Source organism: Falsiroseomonas ponticola, from assembly GCF_016805305.1.
GTDB classification, from domain to species: domain Bacteria; phylum Pseudomonadota; class Alphaproteobacteria; order Acetobacterales; family Acetobacteraceae; genus Falsiroseomonas; species Falsiroseomonas ponticola.
In genome coordinates this window covers 549,392-567,842 of the sequence record NZ_JAERQN010000002.1, presented here as the reverse complement: position 1 = coordinate 567,842, position 18,451 = coordinate 549,392, and the positions used below count along the sequence as shown (strand labels likewise).

16 protein-coding genes are annotated in these 18,451 nt (G+C 71.4%); 9 read left to right on the top strand and 7 right to left on the bottom strand.

The genetic code is table 11. From position 1 onward, the window contains the following. Nucleotides 1–47: 47 nt before the first annotated feature. From JJI54_RS10180 to JJI54_RS10140, 9 genes are read left to right on the top strand one after another with little or no spacing between them, the layout of a single operon-like run. Nucleotides 48–2,114, top strand: coding sequence for a hydantoinase/oxoprolinase family protein (locus tag JJI54_RS10180; RefSeq protein ID WP_203072841.1), 2,067 nt, complete (start codon nt 48–50; stop codon nt 2,112–2,114). Continuing rightward, entirely contained in the window at nt 2,111–3,745 is a 1,635-nt protein-coding gene (locus JJI54_RS10175; protein WP_203072840.1) for a hydantoinase B/oxoprolinase family protein, read from the top strand. The genes JJI54_RS10180 and JJI54_RS10175 overlap by 4 nt, the downstream gene beginning before the upstream one ends. Next, nucleotides 3,745–4,665: an ABC transporter permease gene (locus JJI54_RS10170; protein ID WP_203072839.1), complete on the top strand. Its 921-nt coding sequence runs from the start codon at nt 3,745–3,747 to the stop codon at nt 4,663–4,665. Before JJI54_RS10175 ends, JJI54_RS10170 begins: the two co-directional genes overlap by 1 nt. Continuing rightward, nucleotides 4,662–5,519, top strand: coding sequence for an ABC transporter permease (locus tag JJI54_RS10165; protein WP_203072838.1), 858 nt, complete (start codon nt 4,662–4,664; stop codon nt 5,517–5,519). Before JJI54_RS10170 ends, JJI54_RS10165 begins: the two co-directional genes overlap by 4 nt. Then, entirely contained in the window at nt 5,519–6,508 is a 990-nt protein-coding gene (locus JJI54_RS10160; protein ID WP_203072837.1) for an ABC transporter ATP-binding protein, read from the top strand. Before JJI54_RS10165 ends, JJI54_RS10160 begins: the two co-directional genes overlap by 1 nt. Then, nucleotides 6,505–7,407, top strand: a complete 903-nt coding sequence (locus tag JJI54_RS10155) for an ABC transporter ATP-binding protein (RefSeq protein WP_203072836.1) — start codon at nt 6,505–6,507, stop codon at nt 7,405–7,407. Before JJI54_RS10160 ends, JJI54_RS10155 begins: the two co-directional genes overlap by 4 nt. Then, the gene (locus JJI54_RS10150; protein ID WP_203072835.1) at nt 7,404–8,381 is read left to right on the top strand and encodes a uroporphyrinogen decarboxylase family protein; all 978 of its coding nucleotides are present in this window, start codon (nt 7,404–7,406) and stop codon (nt 8,379–8,381) included. The genes JJI54_RS10155 and JJI54_RS10150 overlap by 4 nt, the downstream gene beginning before the upstream one ends. Then, nucleotides 8,378–9,226 (top strand): alpha/beta fold hydrolase, encoded by an 849-nt coding sequence (locus JJI54_RS10145; protein ID WP_203072834.1) that lies wholly within the window; start codon nt 8,378–8,380, stop codon nt 9,224–9,226. Before JJI54_RS10150 ends, JJI54_RS10145 begins: the two co-directional genes overlap by 4 nt. Then, nucleotides 9,223–10,731 carry an ABC transporter substrate-binding protein gene (locus JJI54_RS10140; RefSeq protein WP_203072833.1) on the top strand — a complete coding sequence of 503 codons (1,509 nt, stop codon included), beginning with the start codon at nt 9,223–9,225 and terminating at the stop codon, nt 10,729–10,731. Before JJI54_RS10145 ends, JJI54_RS10140 begins: the two co-directional genes overlap by 4 nt. Here the strand turns inward: JJI54_RS10140 and JJI54_RS10135 are convergent. Genes JJI54_RS10135 through JJI54_RS10105 form a run of 7 tightly spaced genes read right to left on the bottom strand, consistent with a single transcriptional unit; the run spans nt 10,653 to nt 18,359 of the window. After that, entirely contained in the window at nt 10,653–12,032 is a 1,380-nt protein-coding gene (locus JJI54_RS10135; RefSeq protein WP_203072832.1) for a hypothetical protein, read from the bottom strand. The genes JJI54_RS10140 and JJI54_RS10135 overlap by 79 nt on opposite strands. Nucleotides 12,033–12,083: 51 nt before the next feature. Then, nucleotides 12,084–13,061: a Bug family tripartite tricarboxylate transporter substrate binding protein gene (locus tag JJI54_RS10130; RefSeq protein WP_203072831.1), complete on the bottom strand. Its 978-nt coding sequence runs from the start codon at nt 13,059–13,061 to the stop codon at nt 12,084–12,086. Between the two features lie 28 nt (nt 13,062–13,089). Next, entirely contained in the window at nt 13,090–14,259 is a 1,170-nt protein-coding gene (locus JJI54_RS10125; RefSeq protein ID WP_203072830.1) for a sialidase family protein, read from the bottom strand. A gap of 11 nt (nt 14,260–14,270) precedes the next feature. Beyond that, a complete protein-coding gene (locus tag JJI54_RS10120; RefSeq protein WP_203072829.1) occupies nt 14,271–15,401 on the bottom strand; it encodes an iron-containing alcohol dehydrogenase in 1,131 nt (376 codons plus the stop codon). Next, nucleotides 15,401–16,417 (bottom strand): 4-hydroxythreonine-4-phosphate dehydrogenase PdxA, encoded by a 1,017-nt coding sequence (gene pdxA / locus JJI54_RS10115; RefSeq protein WP_203072828.1) that lies wholly within the window; start codon nt 16,415–16,417, stop codon nt 15,401–15,403. The genes JJI54_RS10120 and pdxA overlap by 1 nt, the downstream gene beginning before the upstream one ends. Then, nucleotides 16,414–17,496 (bottom strand): four-carbon acid sugar kinase family protein, encoded by a 1,083-nt coding sequence (locus tag JJI54_RS10110; protein WP_203072827.1) that lies wholly within the window; start codon nt 17,494–17,496, stop codon nt 16,414–16,416. Before JJI54_RS10110 ends, pdxA begins: the two co-directional genes overlap by 4 nt. Further along, nucleotides 17,496–18,359 carry an IclR family transcriptional regulator gene (locus JJI54_RS10105; protein WP_203072826.1) on the bottom strand — a complete coding sequence of 288 codons (864 nt, stop codon included), beginning with the start codon at nt 18,357–18,359 and terminating at the stop codon, nt 17,496–17,498. The genes JJI54_RS10110 and JJI54_RS10105 overlap by 1 nt, the downstream gene beginning before the upstream one ends. Nucleotides 18,360–18,451: the final 92 nt, after the last annotated feature.

Here is an 18,451-nt window from a genome sequence, read left to right as displayed (position 1 = left end):
GCGCCGATCATGGCATCAAAATTGGCGCCAATCCAGAAGGACGCGGCATGAGCCTTTCCCCCGCCCTCCGCATCGGCGTCGATTCGGGCGGTACCTTCACCGATGTCTGCCTGTGGGATGGCGCGACGGGGCGGCTTTCGGTCTGGAAGGTCAGCAGCACGCCCGCCGACCCGAGCGAGGGCATCGCCACCGGCATCGGCCAGGCGCTGGCGGAGGCCGGGCGCGCGGGGGCGGAGGTGGCCTATTTCGGCCATGGCACCACGGTGGCGACCAATGCGCTGATCGAGGGGCGGGGCGCGCGGACGGGGATGGTGACGACGCGGGGCTTCCGCGACGTGATCGAGATCCGCCGCCAGATGCGGCCCGCGCTGTATGACCTGCAGGCGCGCAAGCCGGAGCCGCCGGCGCCGCGCGACCTGCGGCTGGAGGTGGCGGAGCGGCTGCGCTTCGATGGCAGCGTCGCGCGGGCGCTGGATGAGGACGAGGCGCGCGCGGCGGTGCGGCGGCTGCGGGATGCGGGGGTGGAGGCTGTCTCCATCTGCTTCCTCTTCGGCTACCTGGCGCCGGAGCACGAGGCGCTGGTGGCGCGGCTGGTGGCGGAGGAGATGCCGGGCGCCTTCGTCAGCACCTCGCATGAGGTGGCGCCCGAGTTCCGGGAGTATGAGCGCTTCTCCACCACCACGGTGAATGCGGCGCTGGGGCCGGTGATGCGCGGCTATCTCGGGCGCCTGGCGCCGCGGCTGGCGGCGATGGGCGTGAACGCGACGCCGCATCTGACACAGAGCAATGGCGGGGTGATTTCCGCGGAGGCGGCGTCCCGCTTCCCGGTGCGGACCGTGCTGTCCGGGCCGGCGGCGGGGGTGACGGGCGCGCTGGCGATCGGGCGCGCGGCCGGGGTGCCGGGGATCATCACCTTCGACATGGGCGGCACGTCGTCGGACGTCGCGCTGATCGATGGCGGGCGGCCGCGCATGGCGGTGGATGTGGCGGTGCATGGCAATCCGCTGCGCGTGCCGATGCTGGATATCCACACGGTCGGCGCGGGCGGTGGCTCCATCGCCTTCGTCGATAGCGGCGGGCTGCTGAAGGTGGGGCCGCGCAGCGCGGGGGCCTTCCCGGGGCCGGTCTGCTACGGGCTGGGGAACGGGGAGCCGACCGTCACGGACGCCAACCTGGTGCTGGGCGTGCTGAATCCCACGCATCTGCTGGGCGGGCGCATGGCGATCGACCGCGGGCGGGCGGAGGCCGCGATCGCGCGGCTGGGTGCGGGCATCGGGCTGGATGCGATGCGCACCGCGCAGGGCATCATCAGCGTCGTCACCGCCAATATGGCGAAGGCGATCCGCGTGATTTCCGTCGAGCGTGGCTACGACCCGCGCGACTATGTGCTGATGGCCTTCGGCGGCGCGGGGCCACTGCATGCGGCGCGGCTGGCGCGGGAGTTGGGCATGGCGCGGGTGCTGGTGCCGCGCAGCCCCGGCATCCTCTGCGCCATGGGGCTGCTGCTGAGCGATCTGCGCACGCATCTCTCGGCCGGTCGGATGCTGCCGCTCTCGGCCGAGGGGCTGGCCGGGCTGCGCGACGGTTTTTCCCGGTTGGAGTCGCAGGCCGCTTGCTGGTTCGCGGAGGAAGGCATCGCGGCGGCGGATCGCGCCACCGCACGCGCCATCGACCTGCGCTATGAGGGCCAGGGGCATGAGCTGATGGTGGATTGCCCCGATGGTCCGCTGGACGAGACCGCGCTGGCCGAGGTGACAAGGCGCTTCGAGGCCGCGCATCGCCAGGTCTATGGCTATGCCTCGCCGGAGGAGCCCATCCGCGTGGTGACCCTGCGGCTGGAGGCGACGGGGCGCGTGCCGAAGGCCGATATCGCCGCGCATCCGCGGGCGGTGACGGATGTGGCGGAGAGCATCATCGGCACGCGGCAGGTCTGGCTGCCGGAAGCGGGCGCCGTGGTCCCCTGCCCGCTGCATGACCGCGCGCGTCTTGGCCCCGGGCATCGCGTGGCGGGGCCGGCGGTGATCGAGCAGATGGACAGCACCACCCTGCTGCTGCCGGGCCAGGTCGCGACCGTCGATGCCTGGCTGAACCTGATGGTGGAGGAGGCGGCGTGAGCACCGCCATCGATCCCATTACCGTCGAGGTGATCGGCAGTGCCCTCTCCACCATCGTGGAGGAGATGGGCAAGGCCATCATCCGTGCCGCCTATTCCGCCAACATCAAGGAACGCCGCGACTGCTCCGCCGCGCTGTTCGACACGGAAGGCCGCATCATCGCGCAGGCCGAGCAGATCCCGCTGCATCTGGGGTCGCTGCTCGGCATCGCGCATCGCGTGCTGGGCAGCACCGATGTGGCGGCGATCCAGCCGGGCGACGTCTTCATCGGGAATGACGCGCATACCGGCGGCGGCACGCATCTCAACGACATCGTCTTCCTGGAGCCGGTCTTCGTGGAGGGCGCGCTGGCGGCCTGGGTGGCGAACCTGGCGCACCATTCCGACTTCGTGGATCGCGGCCACGCGCATATCTTCCAAGAAGGGCTGCGCATCCCGCCCATTCGGCTCTACCGCGCCGGCGTGCTGCAGCAGGATGTGATGGACCTCGTGCTGCTGAACTGCCAGGTGCCGCGGGAGAGGGTGAATGATTTCCGCGCGCAGATGGCGGCGAACCGGCTGGGCGTGCAGCGCTACCAGGCGCTGGCCGCGCGCTACGGCGTGACGGTGCTGCACCAGGCGACGCGGGAGCTGCTGGATTATGCGGAGCGCAAGACCCGCGCCGGCATCGCCGCCATCCCCGACGGACGCTACGAATTCCGCGCCCCCTTCGACACCAGCCTGTGGCCCGAGCTGCTGCACCTGGCGGTCGCGATCGAGGTCGCGGGCGAGGAGATCCGCTTCGATTTCGCGGGCAATCCGGCGCAGACGCGCTCCGGCCTCAACATGGTGTTCACCGCGCTGCAGGCGACGGTCTACTACGTCGTGAAGACGCTGCTGGACCAGGACACGCCCGCCAATGCGGGCTTCCATCGGCCGATCCGGATCGATGCGCCGGCGGGCTCCATCGTCAATGCGCTGCCGCCGGCCGCCGTCTATAGCCGGCACGACGTGGCGCAGCGGCTGGTGGATATGTGCTTCGCGGCGCTGGCCGAGGCGATCCCGGATCGCGTGCCCGCGGCCTCCACCGGCGTGACGGTGCTGACCATGAGCGGCACGCATCCCCGCACCGGGCGCTACTACGTCTACAACGAGAGCATGGGCGGCGGATTCGGTGCGCGGGCCGGGCAGGACGGGATGGATGGCGTGCATGTCCACACCACCAACTCCGCCAACATCCCGGTGGAGGCGCTGGAATCCGAACAGCCCGTGATGGTGGAGGCCTATGAACTGGTGCGCGACAGCGGCGGCCCCGGCCGCTTCCGCGGCGGCATGGGCATCCGGCGCCGCGTGCGGGCGGTGGGGCATGAGGCGACGGTGAATCTCGGCGGGCCCTGCAACATCGTGCCGGCCTGGGGGTTGGAGGGCGGGCTGCCCGGTGGGCTGGCGCGCGTGGAGCTTTCGGCCGGCGTCGCCGCGCTGAAGCGGCGCGACGGGCTGATCCCGGATGGCGGATCGGGCGCGGCCGTGACGTCGGGCGGTGGCGGCCGCGGCGATCCTCGGCTGCGGGACAGGGACGCGGTGCGGCGTGACCTGCGGGAGGATCGCATCAGCGCGGAAGCGGCGCGCGACATCTACGGGCTGGAGGATTGATGGGGCGCTTCCTCCTCTCCCGCCTCGGCGACGGGATCGTGGCGATCTGGGGCGTGGTGACGATCGTCTTCGTCGTCTCCCGCCTGCTGGGCGACCCCGCGATCCTGCTGCTGCCGGTGGGGGCGACGGAGGAACAGCTTCAGCAATTGCGCGCCGGCCTGGGGTTGGACCGACCGATCTGGGCGCAGTACCTGACCTTCCTCGGCGGCGTGGTGCAGGGGGACTTCGGAAACTCCTTCCAGTTCATGCGCCCTGCCCTTTCCGTGGTGCTGGAACGCATGCCGGCGACGATGGCGCTGGCGGGATCGGCGCTGCTGGTCGGCGTGGTGCTGGGGGCCGTGGCGGGATCCATGGCGGCGCTGTTCCGCGGCACCATCGTGGAAGGCGTCGTGATGCTGCTGGCGCTGCTCGGCCAGGCGACGCCGGTCTTCTGGCTCGGGCTGCTGCTGATCCTGCTCTTCGCCGTCGATCTCGGCCTGCTGCCGACTGGCGGCTATGACGGCCCCGCGAGCCTGATCCTGCCCGCGCTGACGCTCGGCACCTTCACCACCGCCAGCATCGCGCGGCTGCTGCGGTCCGGCATGCTGGATGTGATGAAGGACGATCATGTGCGCACGGCGCGCGCCAAGGGGCTGCTGCCGGGCACGGTCTTCCTGTGGCATGTCGCGCGCAATTCGCTGATCCCCGTCGTCACCATGGTCGGCATCCTGGCCGGCGAGCTGCTCGGCGGATCGGTGGTGACGGAGACCGTCTTCTCCTGGCCCGGGGTCGGGCGGCTGATCGTGCAGGCGATGGAGGCGAAGGACTTTCCCGTGGTGCAGGCGGGGGTGATGGTGATCGCGACCATCTTCGTCGTCATCAACCTCTTCGTCGATCTGCTCTACGGGCTGCTCGACCCGCGCATCCGGGCACGGCGATGAGGGAGGTGTGGCGGGCGCTGACGCGCCGTTCCGGATGGCTCGGGCTGCTCGGCGCCACGCTGCTGGTGGTGCTGGTGCTGCTGGCCGTCTTCGGCCCCTGGCTCGATTTGCCCGATCCCACGCGGACGAACCTCCGCGCGCGCATGGTGGCGCCGACGCTGTCCTGGGTCGGCCTGGGCGCGCATCCGCTGGGGACGGACCAGCTGGGGCGCGACATCCTGTCCCGCATCATCGCGGGCAGCCGCGTGACCTTGATGGTGGCGGGCGCGGCGGTGCTGCTGGGGGGCGTGCTGGGCACGGTGCTGGGACTCGTCTCCGGCTATTTCGGCGGCTGGGTGGATCGCATCCTGATGCGGCTGGTCGATATCCAGCTGGCGCTGCCGCTGATGCTGCTGGCGCTGATGGTGGTGGCGGCGCTGGGGCCGAGCCTGCGGAACCTGGTCGGCGTGCTCGCCCTGGTCTCCTGGGTCCGCTACGCGCGCATCGTGCGCGGCCAGGTGCTGGCGGTGCGGGAGCGGGAATTCGTGCAGAGCGCGAGGGCCATCGGCGCCTCCCACGCGCGGATCATCCTGCGCCACATCCTGCCCAATGTGCTGACGCCGGCGCTGGTGGTGGCAACGCTGGAACTGGCGCGGGTGATCGTGCTGGAGGCAGGGCTCTCCTTCCTCGGCCTCGGCATCCAGCCGCCCGATCCCAGCTGGGGGCGGATGCTGGCGGATGGGCGGACCTACATCTCCTCCGCCTGGTGGATCATCACCTTCCCGGGCCTGGCGCTGATGCTGACGGTGCTGGCGGTGAATCTGCTGGGCGACTGGCTGCGGGACTTCTTCGACCCGCGACTGGCGGTGCGGTGATGGCGCTGCTGGCGATCGAGGACCTCGCTGTCGGCTTCGCGCGGGAGGGGCGCTTCGCCCGCGTCATCCCGGGCCTGACCTACAGCGTGGAGGCGGGCGAGACGCTTGGCATCGTCGGCGAGAGCGGCAGCGGCAAGAGCGTGCATGCGCTGGCGCTGCTGGGCCTGCTGCCGCAGCCGCCGGGGCGCATCCTGGGCGGGCGCGCGCTGTTCGACGGGCATGACCTGCTGGCGATGCCGGAGGCGCGGCTGCGGGACCTCCGCGGTGGGCGCATCGGCATGATCTTCCAGGACCCGATGACGGCGCTGAACCCGGTGCTGACCATCGGCCGGCAGATCGCGGAACCGCTGATGCGCCACAAGGCGATGAGCATGCGCCAGGCGCTGGACCGCGCGGCGGATCTGCTGGCGCTGGTCGGCATCCGCGACGGCGCGCGTCGGCTTTCGCAATACCCGCATGAATTCAGCGGCGGCATGCGCCAGCGCGTGATGATCGCCATCGCCATTTCCTGCGAGCCCGCGCTGTTGATCGCGGATGAGCCGACCACGGCGCTGGACGTGACGGTGCAGGGCCAGATCCTGGACCTGATGGCGGAACTGCGGGACCGGCTGCGCATGACCATGGTCTGGATCACGCATGACATGGGCGTGGTGGCCGGCATCGCGGACACCATCCAGGTGATGTATGCCGGGCGCATCATGGAACGCGGCCCCGTCGATGCCGTCTTCGCCAGCCCGCGCAGCGCCTATACCTACGGTCTGCTGCAATCCCTGCCGCATGGCGCGCGGCCGCCGGGCGGGCGGCTGATGCAGATTCCCGGCGCGCCGCCTGACATGTTTGCGCCGCCGCCCGGCGACCCCTTCGCGCCGCGCAACCCCTTCGCCACGCCGCGCTGCCATCTGGAAGCACCGCCGCTGCGCGCGGTGGAGGACAGCGCGCCGGGGCACATGGTCGCCGCCTGGTACGATTTGCCGAGGCTGCTGGCATGACGGCGCCCCTCCTCCGCGTCGAAGGCCTGCGCCGCCACTACGCCAGCGGCGGCGGGCTGTTCGGCCGCGCGCGCTACGTCACCCGCGCGGTCGATGACGTCAGCTTCGACGTCCTGCCCGGGGAGACGCTGGGCCTGGTGGGCGAAAGCGGCAGCGGCAAGAGCACCACGGGCCGCCTGGTGATGGGGCTGGAGGAGCCGGATGCGGGCCGCGTCGTGTTCGACGGCACCGACCTGACATCGCTGTCGGCATCGCAGCGCAAGCCCTTCCGCCGGCGCATGCAGATCGTCTTCCAGGACCCCTATGCCGCGCTGAACCCGCGCATGCGCGTCGGTGATTTCGTGGAGGAACCGCTGCTGGTGCATGGGGCGGAAGCGGGGCCGGATCGGGTCGCGGCGCTGTTCCGCACCGTGGGGCTCGATCCCGCCTTCATGCAGCGCTATCCGCATGAATTCAGCGGCGGCCAGCGCCAGCGCATCGGCATCGCGCGCGCCATCGCGCTGCGGCCGCAATTCCTGGTGGCGGATGAACCGATCACGGCGCTGGATGTCTCCATCCAGGCGCAGATCGTGAACCTGTTCCAGGATCTGCAGGAAAGCATGGGCCTGGCGCTGCTGTTCATCGCGCATGATTTGTCGATGGTGCGCTACCTCTGTTCGCGCGTGGCGGTCATGCTGCGCGGCCGCATCGTGGAGATGGGGCCCACCGAGGCGGTGTTCGGGGATGCGCGGCATCCCTACACCCAGGCGCTGCTGTCGGCGGTGCCGATACCCGATCCCGCGCGGGAACGCGGGCGGAAGAGGCTCGCCTTCGATGCGGGCGGCTATGCCTTCCCGCGGGATGCGGCGCTGCGCGACCTCGGCCATGGCCATTTCGTCTTGATGGGAGAAGCGGCATGACGCCCGCCGACCTGGTACGCGCAACCATCGCGGGGGAGAGGACGCCCCGCCCCGCCTTCTCCTTCTGGACTCATTTCCCGGGCATCGACCTCGACCCCGACGCCATCGCGCGGGAGACGGTGGCCTTCACCCGCGCGACCGGCGCGGATTTCGTGAAGTCCATGCCGAACGGCCTCTATGTCGTGGAGGATTGGGGCGTCCGCGCCGACTATTCGGAGATCGCGGCGGGCGGCGTGGCGAAGGTGACGGCGAGCCCGATCCAGGCGCCGGAGGACTGGACGCGCGTGAAGCGCCTCGACCCCACCGCGGGCGTGCTGGGGCGGGAATTGCGGCACCTCGGGCTGCTGGTGGAGGCGCTGGGGCCGGCGGTGCCGGTGCTGGCCACCGTCTTCTCCCCCGTCACCATCGCCAAGAAGCTGATCGGCGGCAATGGCTTCGCCACGCATCTGCGCGACCATCCCGCGCTGGTGCAGGCGGCCATGGCGGAGATGGCGGAAACCACCGCCGCCTTCAGCCGCGCCGCCATCGCGCTGGGCTGCGCCGGCGTCTTCTTCGCGGTGCAGGACGCGACCAGCGCGGTCGGCGACGCCGCCTATCGCCGCGACTTCCTGGCGCATGACCTGGCGGCACTGGAAGGGGCCAAGGCGGGTTGGTTCAACGCCGTGCACATGCATGGCGACGACATCCTCTTCGACCTGCTCAGCGACCTCCCCGTGCCCGTGCTGAACTGGCATATCGGGGAGACCGCGCCCTCCATCGCGCAGTACCGCGCAGCGGGCGGGCGCAAGCCGATCCTGGGCGGGCTGCGGCGCACGCCGATCACCCAGGGCGACATGAACGCCATCGAGGACGACCTGGCCGCGATCCGCGCCAGCGGGGATGGCGTGCTGATCTCCCCGGGCTGCGTCATCCGGCACCCCGTCGATACCGCGCTGCTGGCGCGGATCGGCGCGCGCATCCGGGGGGAGGCATGAAGCGCGTCCCCATCGCCGGCGCGGAACTTCTCGTCGAGGATATCGGCGAGGCGAAGCGCGGCACCATCATCCTGGTGCATGGCGGCCGCGGCATCGGCGACCATGCGGGGGAGATGGCGGCCTATCGCCCGCTCAGCGACGAATACCGCGTCATCGCCTATGACCAGCGCGGCTGCGGGCAATCCTCCCTGACGCCGCCCTTCACCTTCGACCGCCTGGCGGATGACCTGGAGGAGCTGCGCGCAACGCTGGTCGGCGCGCCCTGCATCATCCAGGGCGGCAGCTTCGGCGGCATGATCGCGCTGACGCACGCTCTGCGCCACCCCGGCAGCGCCACGCACCTGATCCTGCGCGGCACGGCGCCGAGCCACCATCACGAGGCCGAGGCGGTGGAGAACATCAAGGCGCGGCTGCACAAGGCGACCAGCGCCTCCGTCCGCATGGTGGAGAAGATGTTCTCCGACCAGGTGGTGGACGATACGGAACTGCGGCTGATCTGGGCGGCGCTGCAGCCGCTCCACTACGAGCGATTCGATCCCGATGCCTCCATGGAGCGCACGCGGACCATGTCCTTCCACGCGAAGACGCATAACGACCTCTTCGCGGAGAAGGATTACGACCTGCGCCCCCGGCTCCCGGAGATCACCATTCCCACCCTGGTCGTCTGCGGCGCGGCGGACTGGATATGTCCGCCATCCCAGTCCAGGCTGATCGCGGAAGCGGTGCCGAAGGCCGAGCTGTTCATGGTCGAGGGCGCCAATCATTCGGTGCATGTGGAGGCGCGGGACGCGGTGCTGGCGCGCATCCGGCGCTTCCTGGCGGAGCATGAGGAGAGGCAGGCATGAGAAGCATCCCCTTCGCGCGGCGCGCGGCGCTGGCAGCGCTGCTGGCCACGGGTCTTACGGGCCAGGCGCTGGCGCAGCCGCGCAACCTGACCATCGCGCTGTCCACCAACGTGAACACGCTTGATCCGCACAACACGACGACGATCGGCACCGACCTCTCGGTCATCAGCCATATCCACCTGGCGCTGCTGGTGCGCGGCCCGGACATGAAGCTGCAGCCGCAGCTCGCCACGGCCTGGCGCGCGGTGGATGACACCACCTGGCGCTTCACGCTGCGATCCGGCGTCACCTTCTCCAACGGGGAGGCGCTGGACGCGGAGGCGGTGAAGTGGAATTTCGAGCGGGTGATGAACCCCGCCAACAATGCGCGGGTGCGGCCCTGGTTCGCGCTGGTGTCGGAGGTTTCCGTCATCTCGCCGACCGAGATCGAGGTGAAGACGCGCAGCCCCTACCCCGCGCTGGCCGATCAGCTCTCCACCTTCTTCCTGCTGCCGCCGCGCTGGACGCAATCGAACAACCCGGCCAATGCCGCTGTCGGCGCCGGCCCCTATGAGCTGCGGCAATTCACCAGCGGTGACCGCGCGGTGCTGCAGGCGCGCGCGGGCTGGACGGGCGATCGCCCGGCCTTCGACAACGTCACCTTCCGCGTGATCCCGGAGGCCGGCGCCCGCATCGCCGCGCTGATGGCGGGCGAGGTCGATCTCATCACCGGCGTGCCGCCGAGCGAGATGCGGCGCATCGACCAGTCCGGCCGCGCGCGGTCCGGCCATGTCGATTCCATCCGCAGCGTCTTCGTGAAGTACAATCTGCTGACGCCGCCCTTCCGGGACAGCCGCCCGCTGCGCCAGGCGCTGAACGCGGCGGTGGACCGGGAGGCGATCCGGGACGCGATCTGGAACGGCATCGGCAGCGTCTCCACCTGCCAGGTCCTGACCCCCGCCTATTTCGGCTACAATGAATCGCTGCGCGCGCCGACCTATGATCCGGCCCGCGCGCGGCGCCTGCTGCAGGAAGCGGGCGTGCGCCCGGGGCAGCTGACCATCGAGTTCGAGGTGCCGGTCGGCCCCTATCTGCTGGCGCAGGAAGTCACCCAGGCGGTGGCGGCGCAGCTGGAAGAGGTCGGCGTGCGCACGCGGATCGTCGAAATGGAATTCGGCGCCTGGATGAACAAGTATCTCCGCGCGCCGACCATGGGGCAGATGGCCTATCTCTCGCAGGCCTGGCCGACGCTGGATGCGGATGGGCTGCTGGCGCTGTTCGAAAGCGGCAGCCCCTATGCCTACTGGAACGACGAGCCCTTCACCGCGCTGCTGCGCCAGGCGCGGCAGACGACGGATGCGAACCGCCGCCGCACGCTGTACGCCCAGGCGACGCAGCGCATGTGCGAGGAGGCGCCTGTGCTCTTCCTCTTCACCCAGCCCGTGACCTACGCGACCTCCAACCGCGTCACCTGGCAGGCGCGGGGCGATGACTGGGTGCGGGCGGGCGACATCGCGCCGCGCTGATCCTCCCAGGCGCCGAGCGCGCGCTGCGCGCCGCGGTCGCCGAGCAGCGCGGCGCCCAGCGCCTTCTGCCCGGCGCGCAGCGCGGCCTCGATCAGCATGCGCTCGAAAAGGTCGCGCTGCGCCTCGCTGCCGCCAACGGCGCGCAGGCGGTGGCGCAGCGGCAGCAGCAGCGCCACCGCCTCCGCCGGATCATCCCGCAGCAGGGCGATGGCGCGGGCGGCGGGCAGGCCGACCAGGGCCAGCACACGCGCCTGGCTGTCCACCTCCGCCGCCGCGCGGCGCTGCATCGCCTCCAGCTTCATGGCCAGCGCCGCGCGACGCCCGGCGGCGGCCAGCGCCAGCACATGGTGCAGGTCGATGAAGGCGAGGCCGGGTTCATCGGCGCGGCGCGCCGCGAGATCGGCCAGCGCCTCCCACCGCGCGGCGCCCACCGAGACGCCCTGCGCTTCCAGCCGCCAGAGCAGCGACGCCGCATTGGCGAAGTCGCGCACATCCTCGCAGGGCAGGGCGGCGATGTCGCGGTCGAACAGCGCCAGCGCGGCATCGGCCTGGCCGAGATGCAGGTGGAACAGCGCGGCGTGCCAATGCAGGTGGCGGCCGAAGGACCCGCTTTCCGGCAGGCCCGGATGCAGCCCCGCGATCCAGGCCAGGCCCTGCCGCGCGCGGCCCTCGCGCTCCATCACATGCGCCACGGCATGCGCACCCCAGAGGTCGTCCGGCGCCACGGCGACGGCCGCGCGGCCGGCGAGTTCCGCCGTGGCGGCGGCGCCCGTCTCCTCCAGCGCGAAGGCGTGGCAGCCCAGCACGAAGCCGTAGCCGGGAATCGACCGGTCCCAGGCCGGCAGCGCGGATTCGACGGCAAGGCGCATGGCGGTGGCATCGCCCAGCATGAAGCGGATGGCATGCGCCAGCTTCAGCGCCATGGCATCCAGCGGCGCGGCGCGCAGCACGCCTTCCAGCAGCGTGGCGGAGGCCGCCATGTCCCCCGCCTCCGCCCAGGCCGACAGCGCCTGGACCAGCGCATGTTCCCGCGCCGTGCCGCCGCGCGCCCGCAGCGCCGCGCGCGCGGCGAAGAGGTGATGGAGCGCATCGGGCCGGAGTTCGGCCCGCGCGGCGACCAGCGCGCCGAAGCCGGCCAGGAGATGGGCCGGCACCAGGCCGGGATCCAGCGCCACGGCCTGCTTCAGGCGGGCGGAGAGGTCGGCGCGGTGCGCCAGCAGCGACAGCACCGCGCCATCCAGCGCGGCCACCGCTTCCGGCGCCGCGCTCGTCACATCGAGCCCCCTTGCGTCCCGCATCATCGCCGCCCGCCTCCGTTGTTGAACGGGGCTTCGCGCCGATGGGGGGAAAGGTTACTCGGGCTGGTAGTTCACGCTCCGCAGCAGCTCCGTCGCGCGGCTGATCTCGTTGCGGATGAAGGCCTTGGTCTGGTCGATGCTCTCCGTCACCGGCTCCAGCACCTGGTTGGTCAGGCGGGAGACGATGGCGGGGTCGCGCATGGTTTCCTGCATCAGCGCGTTCACGCGGCCGCAGATTTCCTGCGAGGTGCCCTTCGGCGCCCAGGAGGCGTACCAGGACTGGAACTCGTAGCCGGGCAGCCCGGCTTCCGCCATGGTCGGCACGTTGGGCGCCAGCGGGGAGCGTTCGGCCGCGGCGATGCCCAGCGCGCGGATGCGGCCATCGCCCGTCGCCGGCAGCAGCGCGAAGGACGGGTCGATGAGGAGCTGCGCGCTGCCGCCCATCAGATCCGTCAGCGCGGGCTGCGTGCCGCGATAGGCGACCATGTCGAGATTGGCGCCGGTGCGGCGGTTGAACTCGATGGTCGCCAGGTGGCCGGCGGAGCCCAGCGAGGAGATGGCGATGTTCCAGTCCCGCGGCGCGGCCTTCGCCGCGGCGACGACATCGGCCACCGTGCGCTGCGGGCGGCTGCCGCTGATCACCATCACCAGCGGCGCGCGGGCGACGCGGGCCATGACTTCCAGGTCGCGCTCCGGGTCGAAGTTCGCGCCGCGCAGCACCAGCGGCATGACGGCGGTGTTGAAGGCGGAGGCGAGCAGCGTGTAGCCGTCCGGCGCCGCGCTCAGCACCTCCCGCGTGCCGACCAGGCCGGCGCCGCCGGTGCGGTTTTCCGCGATCGCGGTCGCGCCCAGCTTCTCCTGCAGCTTCTGCGCCAGCAGGCGGGCCAGCGCGTCATTCGCGGCGCCGGGCGGCCAGGGGCAGACCACGCGAATGGTGCGGCCATGCGGCCAGGCGGCCTGGGCATGCACGACGGGCGCGGCCAGCAGGCCGAGGCCGCCGACGGCAGACTGGATCAGGGTGCGGCGAAGCATTCTCTTGTTCCTCCTTCTCGGGTTTCGTTCAGCCACGCACCCAGTCGAGGGGCACATGGACGTATTTGATGGCCTGGCGCCAATAGGTGTAGGCGATGTGCAGCGACCCGTCGGCGGCCTGGCGCAGCGAGGGATAGCTGAACTCGCGGTTCAGCCTCTCCTTCGAATTATTGGTCATGCAGAAGCCGTCCCCGGTTTCGAGGTTGCGGCGATGCGGCCAGGTGAGGCCGCCATCATAGGAGACGGCCAGCGTCATCGGCGCGCGCGGCGCTCCCCAGAAGGCGCTGCGGCCCTCCGCGGGCGGGGCCACCGGGGCTTCCATGTCGCTGATGTCGTCATAGAGCGAGACGCGGCGATCCGTGGCGTCCTTCGCGCTGCTGTCGTTGAACAGAATGGCGATGCCGCCATCCTGCAACCGGATCGCCTGGATGGAGGAGTTGTTGTTGGGCAGCGTGGTCGGCCGCGGCGCCGTCCATGTGCGGCCGCCATCGGATGAGGTGCTGCGATAGACCCAATCCGCCCAGCGGCTGCGGTAGAAGGCGACCAGCGTGCCGTCCTTCATGTCCAGGATGCACATGTGGCAGGTGCCGGTGCTGTCGGGCACCGCGTGTTCCGTCCAGCTCTTCCCCTGGTCCGCGGAGAGCATGACGGAGGAGGTGTCGAGGTCGCCGGTCCAGGCGCCGACGGGCGGCTTGGTGCAGCGCCAGATCGGCAGCAGCCAGTTGCCATCCGACGTCAAGATGATGGGCTGGCGGATGAAGGTGCCGAAGCCCGGCTGTTCGCCGATCATGGTCTCGATCGGGCCCCAGCTCTCGCCGCCATCACGGCTGATGCGGCGGCGGATGAGGGCGGTGTCCTGGTTGCCGCTGACCTGCGCGGTCCAGAGCAGCCAGAGGGAGCCATCCGGCGCCGGGAAGAGCAGCGGGTTCTGTTCCGACCGCGTCGGATCGTCCGACAGCGTCTGCGTCGGCGACCAGCGCGTGGCGCCAGGCTTGAGGCGGGAGAAGCGGACGGAGATGTCGGGCACCCCTTCCTGCGTGCCGCCGAACCAGACGCAGCCGAGATCGCCTCCCGGCAGCTCCATCAGGAAGGAAGCGTGGTTCTGCACGCAGGGCGTCGGGATGAAGCATTCCGTCCGCGCGGGGTCGCCGGGCGCGGCGGCCAGCGTCTCGGGCTTCTCGATGATGCCGGTGTCCATCGCGCTTTTCCTCAGAAGGCGCGGCGGTAGATCGCGAGGATCTCCGCCGCGCTGATGTCGCGGGGGTTGTTGTCCAGCAGGCGGCGGATGGCGTGGGCCTCATTCGCCATGGCTTCCAGCGACGCTTCCGGCACGCCGAGGGCGGAGAGGCGCATCTCGATGCCGAGCTTCGCGCAGAAGGCGTGCGTCGCGTCGCGCACGACGCCTTCATCGCTGCTGGCGGGAAGGCCGAGCGCCTGCAGCACCAGCGCGGTCTTCTCCGCCATCACCGGCGCGTTGAAGGCCAGCGTATGCGGGAAGACCAGCGCGCAGGCATGGCCATGGGCGATGTGCTGGCGCGTGCCGAGCGGATAGGCGACCGCATGGCCCGCCGTGGTGTTCACCGGGCCGAGGCAATAGCCGCCATAGAGCGAGGCGAGCATGAGGCCCGCCCGCGCTTCCGTGTCGCTGCCATCGGCGACGGCACGCGCGAGGTAGCGGCCGACGAGGCGGATGCCCTCCAGCGCATAGAGGTCTATCAGCGGATGGGCCCGCTTGCTGGTGAAGGCCTCCACGCAATGCGCCATGGCATCGACGCCGGTCGCCGCCGTCACGGCGGGCGGGACGCTCATCGTCAGTTCCGCATCCACCACGGCGAGGTCGGCCAGCATGTGGCGGCTCTGCACCGCCAGCTTCTGCTCCGTCGCGGGATCGGTGACGAGGGAGCGGGTGCCGGCCTCGCTGCCCGTGCCCGCCGTGGTCGGGACCTGGGCGAGCTTGACGCTGCGGCCCTTCACCTTCTCCGGCCCCACCACCTCATGCAGCGTCTGGCCGCTGCCGGGCAGCACGGCGACGAGCTTGGCGAGATCGAGCGCGCTGCCGCCGCCGAAGCCGACGACGAGCTGCGGCTGGAAGGCCTCCGCCATGGCCAGCGCGGCCTGCAGGTTCGGCAGGTCGGGCTCCGGCTTCACCTGGCCGAAGATCGCGACCTCACCGGGCAGGCCCAGCACCGCCACGCGCTTCGCGTTGAAGCCGCCGCTGATGACGAGGGTGCGCGTGATGCCCTGTTCCCGCGCCCATTGGCCGACGATGCCGACCGTGCCGGCGCCGAATTCAAGGCGCGTCGGGCGCAGGATCTCGATGGGGCGGAGAAGGTCGGTCATCAGGCGGCTCCGGCGGCGAGTTGCTCGGCATATTCGATGGCTTCGACCAGGCTGGTCTCGCTGGCGATGCCCTTGCCGGCGATGTCGAAGGCGGTGCCGTGATCGACGGAGGTGCGGATCACCGGCAGGCCGAGCGTGACGTTCACGCCGGACAGCGCCTCCCACTTCCCGGTCTTCGGATCGACGTTGAAGCCGAGCAGCTTGACGGGGATGTGGCCCTGGTCGTGGTACATGGCGACGACGGCGTCGTACTGGCCGGCGCGCAGCTTGACGAAGACGGTGTCGCCGGGGATGGGGCCCAGCACATCCATGCCGTCCGCCACGGCCTTCGCGATGGTGGGCTCCGTCACGTCGATATCCTGGCGGCCGAACAGCCCGCCCTCACCCGCATGCGGGTTCAGCGCGGCGACGGCGATGCGCGGCTTGGCGATGCCGAGGCGCTTCAGCGCGCCATGCGTCAGGTCCAGCACGCGGCGGATGCGTTCCGGCGTCGCGCGCTTCGGCACATCCTCCAGCGCGCAATGCGTCGTCACATGGCTGACGCGCATGTTGCCATGCGCCAGCAGCATCACGCTGCCCTTCACGCCGGTCAGCTCCGCCAGCATCTCCGTATGGCCGGCATAGTGGTAGCCGGCCTTGTTCAGCGCTTCCTTGTTGAGCGGCGCGGTGACGATGGCGCCGACGCGGCCTTCCATCGCCAGCTTCACGCCCTGTTCGATGGCGAGATAGGCGAAGCGCCCGGCTTCCTCCGCCACCTGGCCCTGGACGATCGGCGCGCGCTCCTCGCCCGCCTGCAGGAAGGCGAGCGCGGGCCAGGCGCCATCGGCCGGCACATGGGGGATGGCGGGGGCGCCGAGCGCGGCGCGGGCGGTCTCCAGCGCCGTGCCATGGCCGATCACCAGCAGCTTCAGGCCGCCGGCCGCGATGCGCGGCGCCAACGCGGTGCAGGCCTTGACGATGATCTCCGGCCCGATCCCGGCGGGGTCGCCCATGGTGATGGCGAGGTGGCGGCTCATGCGGCTTCTGTTCCCGTCAGGATTCCGTTGGCCGCCAGCAGGTCACGCCACAGCGTGTCCCCGCCGAAGGCGCCGGATTTGGAGATGACCTCGACCCCGTCCCAGCGCCCGCCCAGCAGGCGGGACCGCGGCACGCCGGGGGCGAGAAGGCTGGTGGCTTCCAGCGCGGTCGCACCGAGCGCCTGGCACAGCGCGCGCAGCGTCTCCCCGCCCGCCACGATCAGCGTGCCGGGGCGCGGCAGCGCGGCGACCAGCGCGCGCAGCGCCGTGGCGATGGCGAGCGCGGCGGCCGGGCGGGCCGTGCCCTCCGGCAGGGCGAAGCCGGCCAGGGCGGCACCCCCGGCCTGCATCAGGGCGCGCAGCCGCGCGGCACTCTCCGCGCCGCCATCGGGCAGGCGCAGCGCCAGCGGGCCGCAGGCGGCCAGCTGCCGCGCCGTGACGCCCTGGTCGGAGCCGAAGAGGCCGAGCACGGGGCCGCGCAGCCCCGTGTCGCGCAAGGCGGGGCGGGCGCTGGCCAGCGCGCCGGCCAGGCCGCCGCTGCCGCACCACAGCACCGGGCCATCGGCGGCGCGGAAGCGCGCGACGATGCGGGCCAGGTCGCCGTCATCCTCCGCATCGCAGAGGACGATGCCGTGCGGCAGCGGGCCGCTGGCGGGCAGCGGGCGGGGCTGCAGCCCTTCCTGCGCCAGCAGGGCGGGCAGGGCCGCGCGGGCGGTCCAGCCGGCGCCGTCCCGCGCATATTGCGTGCCGTGGCGCGTCACGCGGCCCATGGCGGGGAAGGCGGGCGCCAGCACCACATGGCGGAAGCCCTCCCGGCAGGCCGCGAGTTCCGCGATGGGGTGGCCGCGCAGCAGGCTGTCCAGCTTCTTGAAGGCGATGGCGGCCCCGCCGAGCAGCGGCGCCACGGCGCGCGTCGCGACCAGCGCGGCGCCGCGGGAGGCCTCCCGCGTGCCGGTATCGATGGCCAGGCTGCCCTCCCCGGCCGCCTGCCAGGTCACGCGGACGGGGCCGAACAGGCCGGTGAACTCCGCGGCGCTGTCCAGCGCGCCGGTCAGGTCGTCGGCCAGCAGGCGCAGCATCAGCGCGTGCCCCGCGCGACGCCGATGGCGCCGAGGGAGAGGCGAACGCCCTCCCCCAATTCGGCGGCGATGCGCAGCGCCTGCGGCGCGGCATCGGCGACGAAATCCGTGATGGAGGCGCGGCCCGCCGCGATCGTCATGCTGACGCCGGCGATGGGCCGGCCGCGCGCATCCAGCACCGGCGCGGCCACGGTGCGCAGCCCATAGGCGTTCTCTCCATCCGAGACCGCATAGCCCTGCGCCCGCACCTGCGCGAGGCGCGCGAGCAGGGCATCGAGATCGGTGATGGTGCGTTCGGAAAGCATCACCCGCGGCACGGCGGCGAGTTGTTCATGCTGTTCCGCCACCGGCAGCCAGGCCAGCATCGCCTGGCCGAGCGCCGTGGCATAGGCGCCGATGCGCGTGCCCGCGCGCCGCACCAGGCCATGGCGTTCCAGCCCGGCCTCGACGCGCGCGAGATAGACGACCTCCCCCTGTTCCAGCATGCCGAGCGAGGCGGCATCGCCATGCGCGGGCACGACTTCCTTCAGCAGGGGCGTGGCATGGCCCGGAAGGTCATCCGCCGAGAGCGCGGCGAAGCCGAGTTCGAGACATTTGAGCGTCAGCCTGAAGCGACGCGTATCCGGCACGGCGCGGAGATGGCCGAGATCGGCCAGCGTATGCACCAGGCGATAGGCGGTGCCGCGATCGAGCCCGCTGCGCGACGCGACCTCCGCCAGCGTCTGTTCCGGATGGTCGGCGGTGAAGCTGCGCAGCACGGCGAAGACCTTGGCGACGGACTGCACCTGGTTCTTCGGGTTGTCCATGGCGCGCGCGGAGGCACTGCGCGGCGCGTCCACCCTGCTGTCCTGCGCGAGGCTCATCGGCCGCGACGTCCCTTCCCCAATCTGATCGGACTCCGAACTTTTGTTCGGAACCGACGCCTAGGGGTACGCCCGCGGCATGGGCGGCGTCA